Annotated in this window: 16 protein-coding genes; 3 read left to right on the top strand and 13 right to left on the bottom strand. The window is 39.2% G+C overall.

The genetic code is table 11. The annotated features are described in order from the left end of the window. Positions 1 to 394 precede the first annotated feature (394 nt). Positions 395 to 1,729, top strand: a complete 1,335-nt coding sequence (gene gdhA / locus ACTNC0_RS09685) for an NADP-specific glutamate dehydrogenase (protein ID WP_117677032.1) — start codon at positions 395 to 397, stop codon at positions 1,727 to 1,729. Positions 1,730 to 1,985: 256 nt separating this feature from the next. Here gdhA and nrdR read toward each other — a convergent pair whose 3' ends face one another. Beyond that, a complete protein-coding gene (gene nrdR / locus ACTNC0_RS09680) occupies positions 1,986 to 2,435 on the bottom strand; it encodes a transcriptional regulator NrdR (RefSeq protein ID WP_117677031.1) in 450 nt (149 codons plus the stop codon). A 283-nt stretch (positions 2,436 to 2,718) separates the two neighbouring features. Between nrdR and ACTNC0_RS09675 the strand changes: the two genes are divergently transcribed. Both ACTNC0_RS09675 and sigG read left to right on the top strand, forming a co-directional pair. Further along, on the top strand, positions 2,719 to 2,970 hold the full coding sequence (locus ACTNC0_RS09675; RefSeq protein ID WP_117677030.1) for a PRC-barrel domain-containing protein: 252 nt from the start codon (positions 2,719 to 2,721) through the stop codon (positions 2,968 to 2,970). Positions 2,971 to 3,166: 196 nt separating this feature from the next. Next, positions 3,167 to 3,946 (top strand): RNA polymerase sporulation sigma factor SigG, encoded by a 780-nt coding sequence (sigG, locus tag ACTNC0_RS09670; RefSeq protein ID WP_118609560.1) that lies wholly within the window; start codon positions 3,167 to 3,169, stop codon positions 3,944 to 3,946. 139 nt (positions 3,947 to 4,085) lie between these two features. On the opposite strand, the gene ACTNC0_RS09665 is transcribed toward sigG, so the two are convergent. The 12 genes from ACTNC0_RS09665 to ACTNC0_RS09610 form a co-directional block, all read right to left on the bottom strand. Continuing rightward, complete coding sequence (locus ACTNC0_RS09665) at positions 4,086 to 6,974, bottom strand: CDP-glycerol glycerophosphotransferase family protein (RefSeq protein ID WP_441087208.1); 2,889 nt, start codon at positions 6,972 to 6,974, stop codon at positions 4,086 to 4,088. Positions 6,975 to 6,999: 25 nt separating this feature from the next. Continuing rightward, positions 7,000 to 8,283: a CDP-glycerol glycerophosphotransferase family protein gene (locus tag ACTNC0_RS09660; protein WP_441087207.1), complete on the bottom strand. Its 1,284-nt coding sequence runs from the start codon at positions 8,281 to 8,283 to the stop codon at positions 7,000 to 7,002. 11 nt (positions 8,284 to 8,294) lie between these two features. Next, positions 8,295 to 8,711 (bottom strand): adenylyltransferase/cytidyltransferase family protein, encoded by a 417-nt coding sequence (locus ACTNC0_RS09655; RefSeq protein WP_441087206.1) that lies wholly within the window; start codon positions 8,709 to 8,711, stop codon positions 8,295 to 8,297. Positions 8,712 to 8,802: 91 nt separating this feature from the next. After that, positions 8,803 to 10,074, bottom strand: a complete 1,272-nt coding sequence (locus ACTNC0_RS09650; protein WP_441087205.1) for a CDP-glycerol glycerophosphotransferase family protein — start codon at positions 10,072 to 10,074, stop codon at positions 8,803 to 8,805. 97 nt (positions 10,075 to 10,171) lie between these two features. Then, positions 10,172 to 11,164 (bottom strand): Stealth CR1 domain-containing protein, encoded by a 993-nt coding sequence (locus ACTNC0_RS09645; RefSeq protein ID WP_441087204.1) that lies wholly within the window; start codon positions 11,162 to 11,164, stop codon positions 10,172 to 10,174. Continuing rightward, on the bottom strand, positions 11,161 to 12,276 hold the full coding sequence (locus ACTNC0_RS09640; RefSeq protein WP_441087203.1) for a glycosyltransferase family 1 protein: 1,116 nt from the start codon (positions 12,274 to 12,276) through the stop codon (positions 11,161 to 11,163). Before ACTNC0_RS09640 ends, ACTNC0_RS09645 begins: the two co-directional genes overlap by 4 nt. Before the next feature lie 90 nt (positions 12,277 to 12,366). Continuing rightward, positions 12,367 to 13,104, bottom strand: coding sequence for an ABC transporter ATP-binding protein (locus tag ACTNC0_RS09635; protein ID WP_441087201.1), 738 nt, complete (start codon positions 13,102 to 13,104; stop codon positions 12,367 to 12,369). Positions 13,105 to 13,242: 138 nt separating this feature from the next. Then, positions 13,243 to 14,019 (bottom strand): ABC transporter permease, encoded by a 777-nt coding sequence (locus ACTNC0_RS09630; protein WP_441087200.1) that lies wholly within the window; start codon positions 14,017 to 14,019, stop codon positions 13,243 to 13,245. A 584-nt stretch (positions 14,020 to 14,603) separates the two neighbouring features. Then, on the bottom strand, positions 14,604 to 15,443 hold the full coding sequence (locus ACTNC0_RS09625) for a TPM domain-containing protein (RefSeq protein WP_441087199.1): 840 nt from the start codon (positions 15,441 to 15,443) through the stop codon (positions 14,604 to 14,606). 12 nt (positions 15,444 to 15,455) lie between these two features. Continuing rightward, entirely contained in the window at positions 15,456 to 16,544 is a 1,089-nt protein-coding gene (locus tag ACTNC0_RS09620) for a hypothetical protein (RefSeq protein ID WP_441087198.1), read from the bottom strand. A gap of 69 nt (positions 16,545 to 16,613) precedes the next feature. Then, positions 16,614 to 17,894, bottom strand: a complete 1,281-nt coding sequence (locus tag ACTNC0_RS09615; RefSeq protein WP_441087197.1) for an SPFH domain-containing protein — start codon at positions 17,892 to 17,894, stop codon at positions 16,614 to 16,616. Between the two features lie 324 nt (positions 17,895 to 18,218). Beyond that, positions 18,219 to 18,848, bottom strand: a complete 630-nt coding sequence (locus tag ACTNC0_RS09610; protein ID WP_441087196.1) for a sugar O-acetyltransferase — start codon at positions 18,846 to 18,848, stop codon at positions 18,219 to 18,221. Positions 18,849 to 18,954: the final 106 nt, after the last annotated feature.

Genomic DNA, 18,954 nt, shown 5'->3' with positions numbered 1-18,954 from the left:
ATCCCGCAAGTTACCGGGTATAACAAGTATAGAATGAATCGTAACCGAAAACTTAAAACAATAACTGTTTCCAGCTATTTAATAAAAGTATAGCATTTTTTTTCCATCTGGTCTATATTTTATATAAACTGTTTTTTCTTTCACCAGATCGTGTTTAAAAAGCCTTTCTGCAAACACGTTCTGGCTCATAAATGTTACAGAAATTATAGTGACCAATATCATATGGATGATTCTTAACATTTTCTCATATTTAACTTTTTTTATCAAGTCAAAATTTGTTCACAAAATTTTTATAAAAAAATTTCATTTATCTCTTTCCATTTGTAACACTTTAGTGTATAATAACGTCGATTTAAAAATTATAACTCAAACGATCGACGAGGAGGAAATCATTATGTCTTATACTGAAGAGGTATACGAGAGAGTCGTAGCACAGAATCCAAATGAGCCTGAATTCCATCAGGCAGTAAAGGAAGTTTTAGACTCCCTTAAAGTCGTAATCGACAAAAATGAAGAAGAATACCGCAAACTTTCCATTCTGGAGCGTCTTGTTGAGCCAGAAAGAATCATTTCTTTCCGTGTTCCGTGGGTAGATGACAAGGGTGTTGTACAGGTAAACAAGGGTTATCGTGTACAGTTCAACAGCGCAATCGGACCATACAAGGGTGGTTTAAGATTCCATCCGTCAGTAAACCAGGGAATTCTTAAATTCTTAGGTTTTGAGCAGATCTTCAAGAACTCTCTTACAGGTCTCCCAATCGGTGGCGGTAAAGGTGGTTCCAACTTCGATCCTAAAGGAAAATCTGACAGAGAAGTTATGGCATTCTGCCAGAGCTTTATGACAGAGCTTTCCAAATATATCGGCGCTGACATGGACGTTCCTGCAGGTGATATCGGTGTAGGCGGACGTGAGATCGGTTATCTGTACGGACAGTACAAGAGAAACCGTGGATTATATGAAGGTGTTCTCACAGGTAAAGGTCTTTCCTATGGTGGATCTTTAATCCGTACACAGGCCACAGGATATGGTCTTGTATATATGCTTGACGAGATGGTTAAAGCTAAAAACGATACAATTTCCGGTAAAACTCTTATCGTAACAGGTTCCGGTAACGTTGCTATCTACGCTGTAGAAAAAGCTACTGAACTTGGCGGTAAAGTTGTTGCTATGTGCGACTCCAACGGATATATCTATGATCCGGAAGGAATCAAACTTGACATCGTTAAAGATATCAAAGAAGTAAAACGTGGACGTATCAAAGAATATGCTGATCGTGTTGAAGGCGCTACTTACACAGAAGGAAAAGGTATCTGGAATATCAAATGCGATATCTATCTTCCATGCGCAACACAGAACGAGCTTGATCTTGACGCCGTTAAAACTCTTATCGCAAACGGCTGCAAATATGTTGCAGAAGGTGCTAACATGCCTACTACCCGTGAAGCAACAGATTATCTTATGGCAAACGGCGTAACATTTATGCCTGGTAAAGCTGCTAATGCCGGTGGTGTTGCTACTTCCGCGCTGGAAATGTGCCAGAACTCTGCAAGACTTTCCTGGACAGCTGAAGAAGTTGATGCAAAACTTCATCAGATCATGGTTGACATCTTCAACAAAGTTGATGATGCTTCCAAACGTTATGGAATGGAAGGCAACTATGTTGTAGGTGCTAACATCGCAGGCTTTGAGAAAGTTGTAGATGCTATGAAAGCTCAGGGTATTGTTTAATTTTTAATTCGTTAACTACCCCATAAAAAATACACATAAAAAGTCGGTGGAATTAATTCTGCCGGCTTTTTATAATGTAAAAATATACTCCATTTTTCGTCTGTATTTTGGATATTTCCAAATAATTTGTCAATCGGATATTCGCAATCCGCTTACCTGTAATATAAAAACTGCTGTCTGATATATGCAGTCTTTCACCCGCTATCTCAAAACAGCAGCTATCTTTTTTTCACAGCATCTGATCAATATTAATGTGTTAATTCATAAACTTCTTCAGTTCATCCATAAATGTACTGACATCTTTAAATTCTCTGTACACTGATGCGAAACGTACATAAGCAACCGCATCCAGATCTTTGAGATGATTCATCACGATCTCTCCAATCTTTGTGCTGGAAATTTCTTTTTCTTCCGTATTAAAAATTTCCCCTTCGATGGCATCCATCATTTCTTCCACTTTATCTATAGATATCGGTCTTTTATAGCACGCTCTCAGAATGCCTGCCTGAATCTTGGCACGACTGTACTGCTCTCTGTTCTGATCTTTCTTGATCACCGTAAGCGGAATACTCTCCACTTTCTCATATGTAGTAAATCTTCTGCCACAGGCATCGCATAAACGGCGGCGACGAATAGAGTTTGTATCCTCTACCGGTCTGGAATCAACTACTCTCGTGTTATCCTGATTACAAAATGGACACTTCATAGGACGTCCCCCCTTTTTAAGTCATATCACGTTTTCTGTGAGATTATGTTGTATAGCTGTAACTATTCAGCAGTCTACTATCCCATGAGATATTTTCACATAGAAACATGGTACTGAACAGTTACGTATGAGTTTATTATACTGTATTTCTATTTGAAGTGTCAATAAAAGGACTTGCATAAATTTTCGCAAAAATACATAAATTGTTATCAGATAACGTTACTGTTCATTTCGCTCTCGGTAACGGATGACTCTTTGTATTCAGAAAGGATCTTCCAATTCTATGAGAATCTGCGAATTAAAGCAAAAAGAAGTAATCAATACCTGCACCTGTCGAAGTCTTGGATGTCCTGTTGATATAGAATTCGACTGCAAAACTAATCGTCTGACAGCTTTGATCGTGCCTGGTCCCGGAAAACTGTGTTGTCTTTTTGGACATGACAGCGAATATCTCATTCCCTGGGAATGCATCTGCCGAATTGGTGATGATATTATTCTTGTGGAGATTGAAGAAGAAAAATGTTTACATAAATAACCATATAACCACACCTGCTGCGTCAGACGAATATAGCGATATGCTTTAAGCCTTTATTTTGTCAAGGGGTAATATTTTTTATATTTTCCAGTCAAAAGTATAATTATTCCTCCATCTGAGAATCATTCTTACTGAAACATTATCAGGTGAATTTTACTGTTTTACGTTTAAGGATAATAAGGAGGATTCAAAAAAGATGGCACTGAACAAAGTAGAAATCTGTGGAGTCAATACGGCGAAACTTCCTGTTCTTAATGCAGAAGAAAAAGAAGAACTGTTCAGCCGTATCAAAGAAGGTGATGAACAGGCACGTGAATTATACATCAAAGGAAACCTGCGGCTGGTCCTCAGTGTGATACGAAGATTTCAAAACAGCAACGAAAATGCAGATGATCTCTTTCAGATCGGCTGTATCGGCCTGATCAAAGCAATCGATAACTTTGACACAACTCTACAGGTAAAATTTTCAACATATGCCGTTCCCATGATCATTGGAGAAATCCGAAGATACCTAAGGGATAATAACAGCATTCGTGTAAGCCGCTCTCTTCGCGACATTGCATATAAAGCGATCTATACCCGCGAAACTTATATGAAACAGTATCTTAAAGAACCGACAGTCACCGAGATTGCACAGGAAATCGGTATCGAAAAAGAAATGATCGTATACGCTCTGGACGCGATTCAAAATCCGGTAAGCCTCTTTGAACCGGTTTATACCGAAGGAGGAGATACTCTTTATGTTATGGATCAAATCAGCGATACCAAAAATAAAGAAGATCGCTGGATTGAAGATCTGTCTCTCAGGGAAGCTATGAAGCGTCTGAGTAAACGTGAAAAACATATCATAGAACTACGCTTTTACGAAGGAAAAACTCAGATGGAAGTGGCTCAGGAAATAGGCATCTCCCAGGCACAGGTCAGCCGCCTGGAGAAAAATGCCTTAAAATCCATGCGCAATTATCTGCGCACCTGAAAGTTACTGTTCACTCTGTTCTCAGTAGCACTCGAAAAGCTTTATCATATTTTCCTGTCATAGAAATACTACAAAATAATTTTCTATAATATAAAAAGCAGTCCAGTATTTATACTTACCAGACTGCTTACATATTTTTTTAAAGTTTCAGAACTTCCTGCCAGTTTTCTATGTCATATATCTGCTTCACATCCAGTGCACCAGACATTGCAGGGAAAAACTTCTTCATATCTGTAAACACTACAGCATAGTCAAACTTTGACATTCCCAGTATTCTTCGAAGCTCACGTTTATAGAAATCAAGAAGCATCTCAGGCACTTCTGTTTCCTCTGCTTTCATGAACTTCTTATGGCATACATATTCCTCATCTGTAGCAGGATAAGAACGTTTCCAGTATAATACCCTCACTTCTTTTGACAGTTCATTCAATTTCTTTGCAGATTCCTCTTCCTTTGCGCCATTACCAATCAGGGTGACATCAAAATGTTCAAAATCTACTTTGTTCAGGAATTTATAAAATGCCGTTGTCTCAGGTGCATCACTAAAATCACCTGCATATACCAAAAGTTTTACTTTATCTGTTTTATTCAGGTATACCGGATTTACCGGTTCTTTTCCGTCAAACATCACATCAACGATTCGTCTGCAGACATTTCCGTCATCTCTTGGACATATCTGTACTCTGGCTTTCGCATATTTCTCCTGATAAGAACTTACTGCTGCCGGAATATCTTTGAGCAGCTCACCCAGTTTCTCCGGTGAAGATACCGCCGGTCCCGGAAGATTGTCAAATCCATAATATAATCCTCTGTAATCTTCAAATTTTTCTGCATCAGGCACATAGAACAGAATCGGTTTTCCTGTCAGCATGAAATCGTAGAAAATACTGGAATAATCAGAAATAAGTACATCTGTTACAGACAAAATCTCATTGGTATCCATTGTAGCAGGGATAAATTTCGCCTGAGCATCTCCCAGTTCCACCTGATTCTCTTTCAGATAATGATATACGATCTGATGAAGTTTAACCAATACCTGATACTCTTTTGTATCTATGCTGTCTTCTATGCTCTGAATCAGTTTATATACGTCCTGTAAATCTGTATCCGGCTGACTATACTGCTCACCTCTCCATGTCGGAGCATAAAGGATTATTTTTTTATCCGCTTCTGCATTTACGCCATAACCTTGAAGTTTCCGAATAATTTCTGCGCGATTATTCTCAAACAGTTTATCATTGCGCGGGAAGCCTTCTTCAAGGATTGTTCCCTCATACAGATTCTGCATTTTATAAGAATTCTTATATGCCGTCTCAGTCATGTAAGGGCCTGAAGAAACAATATAATCTGCACTAAGCAGATTTCTTGCTGTATTTCCCTGAGAAATATTAGCTCCCGGAATATCAAATCCCATGTTCTTTAACGGAGTACCATGCCAGGTATCGATCAGCACCTGTCCTTCTCTCTTAAGGAAATAGCTTGGGAAACTTACATTATTTACCAGATATTTTACCGTTGCAAGATCTTTACAATATTCCTTTGACTTATATTTTACAAATCTTACATTTGGATATTTCTCGTATTTTTCAATCTGCTTCCTGTTGTCTTCAAAATCATCCAAAACCCAGATATGTGTATAATCCTGATACTCTTCTTTTTCCAGAAGGTACAGGAAAAGAGCATACGGATTACAGATCATTCCACGTCCGCCAAACGCTTCGTAAAGAATGGTTTTATCCTTTAGCTGATATTCCTTTACAAATTCAGCATAACTGGTTCTCAACGGATATTTTTCCCTGCATTCAAGAATCTTCTTTTCATTCTTCTGATAAAATGTCTCAATTCCCATCACACGGTTGAAAAGACGGTTCCATTCTTTGACAGCTTTTTCAATTGCAAAATCTTCTGACTTCCAGATTGCATTTCTGGACATCTCCCTGCGAAGCTCTTCGTCATGGGCAAGTTTTAACATTGCATCTGTAAATTTCTTTGTATCAAAAGCTTCCGGCAGGTATCCTGTCTTTCCATCATCTATGATCAGATCCATCGCACCTGTATGGAATGCGATAACCGGAAGACCAAACTCAAAAGCTTCCATGATAACCATCGGCCACCCTTCCCATCTTGACGGAAGAAGGAAAATAGATGAATTCAGATAATATTTCTCCGGTTCATTGGTATAGCCAACAAAGTTAACTCTGTCTTCAATACCACGTCTTTTGGCATCTGCCACGATCTGATTCCAAAGATCACCGGCTCCGATAATATCTAACTGCCATTCGTCATCCTGTTTGCAGAATTCCTCAAAGGATTCCATCATCAAGTCAAGACCCTTGGCATATACGAAACGGGTAGCCATAAGAAAACGCTTGGATTTTGGATCACATTTGCGTTCGCTTACGAAACTTCTCGGATTGATTTTAACCTCTGTATCAATATCCAGGAATTTCTTATAATCGCGTTTATCATAATCACTGAGGACGATATATCTGTCCAATTTGGGCAGGTATTCCTGAAGCAGACATTCCTGTTTCCAGAATACAACATTAGGCACATCCAGATATCCGGCATAGCAGTTATGCTGCCAGCCAATCGTCTTTGCATTCAGTTCCGGTGCCAGCATACCAAGGCGAAGACTCAGACCGGCAGTTGTAATAATGATATCATAGTTCTGCTCATTTAAATACTTCACCCATTTTTCCCTGGTCTTCTTAGGGAAAATCGCATCTGCCAGGATATCGTTAAATCTTTCTTTATTAAAAATTCCATATTTCGCATTCAGTTTCTGAACAAGATAACGCCAGCAGAAAGCCGGTGTATGATGGCGATTGACAAATTCACTGTTGTCAATAAAGTCCACTTTGATATCTTCGCTCATATGATACATATTGCGGTCTTCTTTAAATCTATCCTGGTATATCATGATCGTTACATCATGTTCTTTTACAAGTTCATTTGCAAGGAGTGTGACAACTCGCTTAGTTCCGCCAAGATCAAATATCTTAGTACACCAAATACATATTTTCATTTATCTTTCTTCTCCTGTTATGGCTTTACATAGTGATGTTAAAGTAATCCAGTACACGCTGACAGTAATTATCACACACATTATGTGTTTTCGCTCTTACACTGGCACGCTGTTCCTTATACTTATCATTTCCATTCTTGATATCCAAAATAAAATTCTCAAAATCTTGCATATTGTACATATGTTCACCAGGCATATATTCCAGCGGATCATCAAATACCCATCCTCTGGACTCTGTATAAGCTTCATAATCATCCAGTGTGAAGCCCAGTGGTCTGTCCAGAAGCAGATAGTCAATCGCAACAGATGAATAATCTGAAACAAGCGCATCTGAGCAGTTGATAAATTCATAAAGCTGTAATTCGTTATCAGCAAGATCTTTATTTTCCAGATAAACAATATTTGTAAGAACATTCTCACCAAAATCATACGGAATCTGGAGATAATGCTTCTTGATAACAATCAGAATATGTTTTTCCTTACAGAAATTATTCAGTTCAAGAAGTTTGTCTGCATTGTCAATGATCGGAATATTAAATTCATTATTCAATGTCTCCTCATTGAGACGTTCGCTGGAAGCATGTCTGTATGTCGGCATCCAGAGAATCATTTTCTCACTGTTCGTTTCTTTCAGCAGCTTCTCCTTAAACTCGTCTGACTTTTTGCTTCCTCTGAGCATCATATCATAACGCGGGTATCCAAAAGAAAGCAGTTTCTTTGAAGTACATCCAAAGAATTCCATCTTTGTTTTAATAAAGATATCTCCGGGAACCAGACAATAATCAAAGAATACCTTACGTCCATTTTTATTTGCCTTATATCCGCATCCATGCCAGAGATCAATAAAGAGCTGATTTCTTCTTGACATTCCAATCCAGTTAAATGCCTGAGTATAGAAAATATATTTGGATGTCAGAGCATATTTATACGCTTCTGCTCTTCGGATCGTAGAACCTTTCTTAAAGTTTCTTACGAATTTCACATTCTCTACGGCATATTCTTTATATTTTTCCGGCTCATGAACCAGCCATATGATTTCGTATTTTTTGTTGTATCCATTTTCAATCAGATAATCAAACAGTGCACGACCATTATCCGTAAAATCATCATTTGTCTCAAAAAGCATTCTGTTTTCTATTAATGCCGGTGGAAACTTCTTCATACGTCTGATCGTACGTCCATCATAAATTCCATATGTGATGGTTGCCCACAATTCAGAAAGCATTGCTTTTCTGCCCTTTTGAGCTTTTACTTTCTGGATTTTTTTTGCCGCATTTTTAATTTTCTTTATTTTCTTCTTGACTCCCATATGAACACTCCTTAAAACTCTTTTAATTTTTCACGAAGCATGGTTGATGAAGTATCTTTCGTATATGGAAGATATACAAGCTTTGCTCCGAGTGCTTCCATCTCTTTTCCTGTTTTTTCCCAGCGCTCGTTACCTTTCCAGTCATCTCCGATATAGATCTCATTGAATCGTATTTTTTCCCATATTTTTTTCTTATCCAGAGTTGTAGTAACAATTACCTCATCTACATATTTGATTGCACGAACGATCTCCACTCTCTCTTCCAACGGAATGATTGGTCTTTTATGTTTATATGATTCCACCAGATCATCAGCATTTACACCAACAATCAGATAGTCACAATGACGTTTTGCGTTTTTGATAAGATTCAGATGGCCAATATGAAACATATCAAAAGTTCCCTGTGTGTATCCAATTACTTTTTCCATAATGTTCTCCATTTCTTACATTTTTATTGCATTTTTCAAACACGTTCTAAGCTATTACTGATGATGTCTTCAACCGATAAATCATGGGACTTTATAATTTCAGGAACTCTGCCAATGCCTTAGAATAATTCTCTTTGACAGGCATCTGATGCATAACCGGAAGCAATTTTATTCGTTCTTCCCGGTACAGGTCCTTTTCTCCTGTCACATGTACAGCAAATTCCTCCAGACCTTTAAGATCATAAATTTTCTCGCCTGGCATATATTCCTGTGGGTTCTCAAATACAAAACCTCTGGTCTCTTTATATTGTTGCATATCTGACAGCACAAAAGCCAGTGGCCGATTCAGCAGCATATAATCGACGGCTACCGATGAATAATCTGAAATCAGTCCATCACTGGCACTGATCAGTTCATACAGCTGTATTTCTTTCTGATCCAGCATTTCCTGATTCACAAAACGAATATTCTCAAAAGCATCCTCTTCTATGCCCCATTCTTTCTGCACCGGATGTTTCTTGATGATAAGCAAAACATTCAAATGTTTCAGCGTCTTATCAAGATGTCTCAGCTCTTCTTCATTCTTAAATCCCGGCAGTGGGAACGGAAGTTTGATCTTACTTTCTGCACTATCCAGAACTTCACTGTTTCTGAATGTAGGCATCCACAAGATCACCTTATCTGCCTTCATTCCAAACATTTTCCAGATGATATCCTGACTATTCATAGGTGGATGCAGCATCCAGTCGTATCTTGGATATCCGAGCGGAAGTATCTTCTCTTTCGGGCATTTCCAGTAGCGGGATTTTGTTTCCACAAACGCCTCTCCAGGCACAAGTGCATAATCAAAATGCATCATACTTGCCCTTGTATTCTCACGCTTCTCTCTGGGAACATCCTTATACCCACATCCATGCCACAGATTCACTGTAATCTGTCCCGGACAATGATGCAGATTCAGATAGGCAGTATTATTCGTATAAAAGAAAAATCCGGAAACAGCCCCATAATAATACGCCAACGGACTGGTCCATCCATTCCTGCTCTCTGCTGTTACAAACTTTACATTCCTATATTTGCATTTCCGAAATTTTCTTTTATCCGAAACCATCCAAATAATCTGATAATTTTTATACGCTTCATTATGGACCAAATATTCAAAGAAGGCCCTGGCATTATCTGTCATATCCTGCATCGTCCTGTTTTTAAATACAATATAATTTCTATGCAGTTTTCCATGATTTGCAGCATAAGTCCCAACTACTTTAAGTGCCGCTTTCGACATGACCCGACAGAAATAAAATTCTATCGTTTTCCAGAATCCTTTTTTCTTAAACTGCTCCTTAATGGAATCTAATATCATTCTTTCCTCCTGAGATACAGATTATGAAATATCAGGGACAAAATCGTTACTGTTCACTCCATGCCCGGTAACACAAAATCCTACGATTCTCGCATTATTATAATTCAAAAGATGATTTCTCCGGCAGAATACTTTCAAAGGACTGAATGATCCGTTTTTTCTGCTTTTCAAAATCACCTACATCTGCCGTATCATTAATGCAGATCATCTGGCACTGCTGTTTTCTGATGGCTGAATGAATCTGTTCATCATGCAGACCGATCGTATAAAATTTTCCAATTTTCGGAGATTGAGGTACAAACTTTCCTTCCATATACTGCCAATATTTCAGTACATACTGATTTACATCAAATAATGTCCGGAACCGATTTCTACATACTTCATCCAGGAATGAACCTTCTTCATCCCACAGCTGCTCGTATGTACTTTTCAGAAAAGCGCTCGGCAGATGTGTATACTTAAAACTTGAAAAGTCTCTGTAAGGAAGCATCAACAGATTTCTTAGTGCCATCTTTCCATAAGATGGGTTAAACCATTTCTTCCAGTGTTTTTTTATTACCTCACGCTTGGAATAATGCATATTTACCAACGCCGCATCGTTCATCAGCATTGATGCAAACGGATTTCTGATATCATCCTGTACCAACGCAGTCTCAATACAGCAGTCCCGCGGAAGTCCGTCTTTAAAGAAATCTTCTTCCTTCACAGGCTTTAACAAAAACATATCATCATTAAAATAGACAAACTGCTCTGACAATTCCGGTATCCTGTGAAAGTTCAATTCAATAGAGTTGATATTAAAAGTAGGCAGATATTCCGGATTCATATAATCTGAATGCCTGATCAACTTCAATTTAGGATGAGAAGTATTCAGCCACGGCGGTATATGACCGCAGGTTACAAAATATATCCTGTTTACCCACGGTGCAAATTTCTCTACACCCCTGAACCAGTACTGAAGATTTTCCCAGTCCCGGTATCTTGCAGCTGAATTATCTGCACCTTTTGCAGGATTATATTTACGGCGCTCTGCCAACCATTCCTTATCTGCCCCATCTACCCAGGCCAGTACAAAATCTATTTTATTCATCCTCCAGCTCCTATTCCAAGATAAAGGTCCTTAAGCCGCTGTGCTTCTGTTGTAATATCAAAATGAGCTTTGCGAATCCCCTCACAGATCACATTCTGTGGTTTTCTTTTTAGATTACCCATCTGTATAATTGTATCAGCCCAGGACTGATCATCTTTCTGAAGAGACAGACGTTTTACACTTTCAGGAAAGATAACTGCTTCTTCAGAGACAGCATCCGACATGACACATGGCAGTCCGTTTGCCTGTTCTTCGATCAACGCAAACGGTACTCCTTCAAAAAGAGACGGAAAAAGAAATACATCCATCGCAGACAGATATCTTGAAACATTCTCCTGCTTTCCTGCAAAATATACATGCTTTTCCAAATCAGCTTTCTGAACTTTTTCTCTGATTTGTTCATACAAGCCTTCTTTTGGACCTATCAGGCACAATACAACATCTTTATTCTTTGTGACAATACACTTCATGATGTCAACCATGCGGTCATGATTCTTTGGAATATCAAATCTTCCCACATGTCCGATCACTATCTTATTTTCCCAGCCCATCTTTTTGCGAAGTACATCCCGCTCTTCTGCCTGAAAGCAGAATTTTTCTGCCTGTATCGCATTATTGATCAGAATCACCTGTCCACTCTGGTATGCCTTATCTCCGAACAGCCATCTTCCGGCCATTTCCCCGCAGGCAACTCTCTCTGTGGCATATCTGGCAATTTTCGGCCGGTTCCACCAATCCATTGTTTTTCGGATAAATCCCGGACAGGAGGAACTGTGGCTGTGTGCAATTACCTTTGGTATATTCATTTTACCGGCTATACGAAGCGGAACAATATTCGCTGCTGACAGCATATTTACATGTACCACATCGTATTTCGTCTCTCTCAGGATTCTTTTTAATTGCTTCACATAACCTTGATAATTTTTCTTTACATTTGGGATGTAATAAATCTTTCCGCCGAGTTTTTTTATTTCATCTTCATATGCAATTTTATCATACATACACACAAAATCAAATTGTACATCCATATGAACCAGAACTCTGTAATAATTCATCACAAATGATTCCAGACCTCCGGCAATATTTCCCATTCCAATCTGAAGTATTTTCATTATGCACTCCCTGTTTCTTCTTGATTTTATGCAGCATAATGTCATGTTGCTGTCACCTTTTGATATCCGGTGATCTTTTTTTGGTAATTTTTAATTTGTCATCTTTTCATACTGTTCAGAGATTGTACCAATATCACCGTATGCGATCAGTTTTCCTTTTTCAAGGATCATTGCTTTGTTACAGATTCTCTGTACCTGTGCAAGGGAATGAGAAACAAACAGCACAGTCACCCCTGAGTCAAACATACTAAGGACTTTTTTCTCACTTTTCTTACGAAACTTCGCATCACCGACAGATAGCACTTCGTCCAGAATCAGAATCTTAGGGGAAACCACTGTCGCAATAGAAAAGCCCAGTCGGGATTTCATACCCGATGAGTAGTTCTTGATTGGAACATCAATAAAATCCTTCAGTTCTGAAAACTTTACAATTTCATCATACTTCTCATCAATAAATTCTTTTGTATATCCGAGCATTGCTCCATAAAGGTAAATGTTCTCTTTTCCTGTATACTGTGGATCAAAGCCGGCACCAAGTTCCAAAAGCGGTACCATCTTTCCATGCTTGGTAACTGTTCCTTCTGTCGGTTTAAAAACACCGGCAATTACTTTCAAAAGAGTACTCTTTCCTGCACCATTCAGTCCAAGGATTCCTACTCTGTCACCTTTTTCTACAGTAAAACTTACATTCTGTAATGCCCAGAACTCATTATATTTAATCTCTTTTTTGATTGATTTGATAATGTAATCCTTCAGGCTGTCCACTTTTTCTTTGCTGAGGTTAAACTTCATGCTGACATTATCAACAATAATCGCTGGTTTGCTCATCTTTTCTCCTTATTATTCATAAAATTAGCAAGTCCCTGCCCGCCAATTATTGAGTTACTATTTATACTGTTTTCAGTATTTTCAGTAACTTTATGACTCTTCGAAGCCTCACAGGGAGTTTACTTAATTTTCGCTGTACTAGATATAAAGAATAAAATCATCCTGTTTCTTCTTAAAACAGAATAATCCAATTAAAATCATCACGATAGAAAAGCCCAATGCATATTCAAAGTAATGAATATTCATCATTTCTCCAAATACAGAGCATCGGAAAATATCAATCACACAATACAGCGGATTATATTTTAAGATCCATGCCCATCCACTTTTTAAGAGTTTTGTTGGATAGTAGAAAATCGCACATGTATACATGACCAGCATAAGTGCTACAGACCAGAGATACTCCATATCTCTGAAAAATACACCAATCGTTGCCAGGATCATTCCCACTCCGTAAGACATAATAAGAATGAGAATTAATGCTATCGGTGCCTGAATCAGATAAATTGTAGGTTTTACTCCAAGCACTATGCTTACAAGTGCCAGCACAATCAGTGAAATCAAAAAAATCACATAGTTAAAAAGCACACTGGACAAGGGATATAAATATTTCGGCACATAAACCTTCTTGATCATCGCCGAATTCTGTCTGATAGATTTCAATGCCGCCTTTGTTGCCTGTGAAAAAAAGCTGTACAACAATCGTCCTGTCAGAATATACACCGGAAATGTCCTGTCTGTATTTCCATATAAGGTACCAAACACAATGGTAAGTACGATCATTGTAAGCAATGGTTCCAGCATGGACCATACGATTCCCAGATAAGAACGTCTGTACTTCAGCTTAATTCCTTTTTTTACCAGTTCCGATAAAAGGAAGCGGTACTGCAAAAAATTATCAACGTATTTTTTCATGTTCTCTCCATCGTTTCCATTTCGTAATATTTTTACTACTGTTCACATGCGCTGGACAGTAGCCGGTTTTGTGGCCTGACACAAAGCAAACCACTTTGTACTGTAGCATATTCTTTTCCGTCTTGCAACTGATATCCCGATATTTTATGTTATTTCCTATTATAAACATATTCGTATAAACTATATAGCATCAGAAATTTGTGCTAATTTTACAAAAAGCATGTGATGGCTCACTCCGTCCATGATAATATATTCTGCATAGACAGCAAAGTGTAAGCAGCAGCAAAACTATTTACATATATATAAATCCCGCCAGGAGAGCTTTTTTATGTTATAGGAACATTACAGAGTAGTTTCCTGTGATATGAGAAAAATCCCGGCTTTTACTTATAATTTTTATAAGACAAAAGCCAGGATCTTTAGATGTCAATCGGATATTCGCAATCCGCTTCCGCTACTTGCTCATAACCGAATAACTGCTTCGCAGTGTATCAGGAGGGGCTTGTACCCCTCCTGATACAAGCAAGTCCCCACCCACTGCTTATTGCTCTTCGCAATTGAAGCAGGGGACTTACTTAATTCGGTTAAAATGATCCTCCGGAACCTCCATGTGTCTCTCCCGAAGAACTTGTATGTGTACTGCTTCCACCGCCGGAATCTTCATTCTTTGGCTTCGCTGTACGTGTAACATGATTATACAGAAACATGTCACGGCTTCTGTTAATGTGAAGGCTTCCTGCTTTCATATAATCTGCCGCATCAGGTTTCATATGAACTGTTTTCATCTGACATCGCATCACCACTGATACGATCAATGCAAGAACAAAACCGACTGCCAGTGACATAAGAAACAGAAAGCCTGCGGATATAGAGTCGTCTGGCATATTCTCCACATCATACGGTTCTCCATTCTGTGCCTGTATGATAAACTCCTCGCAAAGATCTGCAAACTCTGTAAATCCCTCGTAATAATCACCATCCGTTAATGATGAAACAAATTTATCAGACATGTACTCCTGCCCTGCATCGGTAAAAATCCGGGCCGCATCACCATGCGTAGACATCCTCCATTTACGTTCTGACATAGTCAGCAACAGTAAAATACCGCTATTGTCATCTCCCATGCCATAGTCATTATAATCATAGAAATCATCTGCATAGGCCGTAGGATCAGCTCCGTCTATGCTCTCTTCCGTAACGATCACAACATCACAGTCATAATCTTCACTGATTTGATCAAGCTTCTCTTCCAGCGTCTCTGCCTCATCATCTTCCAGAAGACCTGCATAGTCCACCAATCTTACTGTGTGCAATTCTTCCGCCGCATACGCATTCTCTGAAAATGCTTCTGCTGAAACTCCTGCTGTAGCGGATATAGCAAGGACAGAAGCCAGAAATGCAGGTATTATCTTTCTTTTTAACATTCTTCGTCCTCCCTAAAAAATCAGCATTCCTACAAGATAAGCGATAGCAGTAAACACTACCGTCAGACCGACAAGATATTTCCTATAAATTTTTTCATCAATCGGAAGATCCCCTGTCATCTTTCCAGTCTGCCCATTCATTGCAAATATGTATCTCGTATTTTTCCAGGTCGTGTTCAAAATCCATACCGGATATAATGCGTACTGTGCCTTGCCTCCTGACATAGATACATTTGAATTCTCCGGAACTACAGTAGTATATCCTTTTACAGTATCAGCAATTACTTCCTCTGCACTCTTCTTCATACGTTCATGTGCTCTGTTCACACTTTGCTCCTGACTGACATCATATTTATCTGCCAGATATCCGGAAAGATATGCAATCTGAAAATCTACCGCTTTAGACATATCAAATGGCTCTATTGATTCCATAAGATCATCCGGCATTTTCTCAGATCCATCTACAGGGACAGAGGCAAATGCCATATCTCCATTTCTCTCTACAGAATAATAGCTGGTTTCTGTATAATCATAATCATGATCACTCCATGTTCTCACTTTCGTTGCCTTATAACGGACATCCGCATTGACATCCGCATCAAAAAGCCAGAACGGAACATAGACTCCCTTAATCTCATCTATATGATTTTCTTTTCGGAATGTTTTTGGAAGTAATCGTCTTCCTTTGATATGTTTATAGTAAGCCTCTTTCGCAGCTTTCTTATCTAACTTAAACGGAATCACCAGATCAGGTCTTAAAGCTCCTTTAAATTTCGCTGTCATAATTACAGGATTTCCACAATATGGACAGTTCGTTGCTCCTGTAGTCTCATCTGCAATGATCTCGCCACCACAGGACTGGCAGGTATAGACATTCATCCCATCTGTCTCACCTTCCTGCCATTCTCCGCCGGCATCCGTCTGCCATCCTGACAGATCATCTTCCTGCGCTGCCTCACGCTTTATCTGTTCGTCAAATTCTTTTAACGTGTCCAGTTCAAATTCTGTATCACAATATGGGCACTTCATTTTCTGTAAATGGCTGTCAAATTCGATTGAACCCCCACAGGCAGGACACTTGTATTCTTTTAAATCAGACATAGGTTTCCCCCTCGTACTGTATTCTTATACTACCGTTCCTTGGTAATATGACCGTATACAATCCCTTTCTTATGGTCTTGGTTTTCCGCACTCTGCGCAGAACTTTCCGGTATTTTCAGCTCCACAGCTGCAGATCCATTTGCCTGCCGGTCTCGGGCTACCACACTCAGAACAGAACTTTCCGGTATTTACTGTTCCACAGCTACAGGTCCACTCTGCCGGCTGTGGTTTCGGTTTTCCACATTCTGCGCAGAACTTTCCGGTATTCTCAGCTCCACATTCGCATTTCCATGTTCCCACACCGGATGATGGTTGCATTTTCGGCGCTGCCTGAGCCTGTTGCTGTGCTCCCATCTGATAAAGACTCTGCATATTCGCTCCGCCAGCCTGACTTGCCATACCCATTCCCATAAATCCAGTCATAGCACCTGCCTGATTGGAAGCCGCTGCTTTCATAGCCTCTGCCTGCGCTCCGGCAAGTGTAGCTGCCGCCATAGTCGGATCACGCATAATCGCATTCTTCTGGGCATCCTTAATCATCTGCGCGTCTTCTTCCGGAAGTGTCACCGGATTCATGGCAATAGAAACCACTGCAAGTCCTCTTGTTTCCAGCCATTTCTTTGTAAGTGCCTCATTCATGGCATCGCATAATTCCTGCACATGTCCCGGGATCGCACTTGGACGAATCTGAAGCTCTGAAATTTTTGCAAATGCAGGCTGCAGAGCACTGACAAACTCTGTCTTTAACTGACCTTCAATTTCTTCTCTGTCATACTGCTGCTCTATATTGCCACATACATTTGTGTAGAATAAAAGCGGATCAACAATCTTATAGGAATAAATACCATTACAACGTACAGATACATCAATATCAAGACCGATATTTCTGTCAACTACGCGGAATGGAATCGGATTTGCTGTTCCGAATTTATTATCTACCAGTTCTTTCATATTAAAATAGTACACTCTCTGGTCTTTACCTGTATCTCCGCCAAATTCAAAACGTTTCTTTACCGTTTCAAAGGTTCTGCTGATTCCCTCTCCTAAACTTCCGGAGAAAATGCTCGGTTCTGTTGATGCATCATAGGTAAACTGACCTGGTTCCGCACATACTTCTACGACTTTTCCCTGTTCCACAATGATCATACACTGGCCATCTGCAACTGCAATTCCGGAACCACTGGAAATAATGTTGTCATTTCCTTTTTTATTAGAAGAACGACCACTTACTCTTTTCTCTCCTTTGACAACCAGAACATCCTTATCTATCGCATCACAATAGAAAAACTCCTTCCACTGATCTGCCATTGTTCCGCCAAATGCACCGGCGGCTGCTTTGATTAATCCCATAATATAAAGTCTCCTTCCCATATACTGTTTCAGCATATTTCCTTAATTTTTATTTAATTGTGCGAATTTTTATCTCTGTACCTATCATATCATATTTTCCATGGTATGTCATGCGCAAAAACTCCTCTTTTCTGTCATTTTGTAACATCTTATGATGATTTTTCCGAAAACTGCTGTCATTGACTCAAACCCTTTCGGATTCTGCTCTTTGCTTTTTCCGAAATCACCATTGATTAACCGTATAAAAGGCTGCCGGATGGGTTTGATTCCCATTACAGCAGCCTTCTTATAATCATATATGATCGTACCATATATAATCTGTTTTTATTTATTATTTATCTCATTCCAAGCCTCATCATCAAATTTCTTTTTTTTGAAATAGTAGATTCTGTCCTCATCTGTGATCTCACGGATCACTCTGCATGGATTTCCAACAGCGATCATATTGTCCGGAATGTCTTTGGAAACTACACTTCCGGCACCGATCACTACATTATTTCCAATGGTAACTCCCGGAAGAATCACTGTGTTTCCACCAATCCATACATTGTCTCCAATCGTAACAGGAATTCCATATTCGTATCCGGAATTACGGCTGTCCGGATGAACTGGATGACCTGCTGTGTAGATGGAAACATTCGGCGCAATCTGGACATTTTTTCCAAATGTTACTTTGCCTACGTCAAGGATTGTCAGATTATAATTGGCATAGAAATTCTCACCAACTTCGATATTCCAGCCGTAATCGCAATGAAATGGTGCTTCCACCCATACACTTTCTCCTGTTTTCCCAAAAATATTTTTGATCATCTGTGGAGCTTCTTTGCTCTGTCTGGACGGTGGCAGCTGATTAAAATCATAAATCTTCTGTTTGCATGCCTGTCTGTCCTCTTCAAGCCCATCTAACCACGCTTTGTACGGAAGTCCGCTTAACATTCTTTCTCTCTGATTCATTTGTTATCTTCTCCTTTACGTTTTTATTTTTAACTGTTAAATACCCTGCACAACCTTATCACATTATTATTTTATAAATGATATGTCAGAAGCCTTAATAGTTACA

The organism is Blautia sp. HCP3S3_B11 (assembly GCF_052064435.1).
Lineage (GTDB): Bacteria > Bacillota > Clostridia > Lachnospirales > Lachnospiraceae > Blautia_A.
This window is presented reverse-complemented; position numbering and strand designations above follow the sequence as displayed.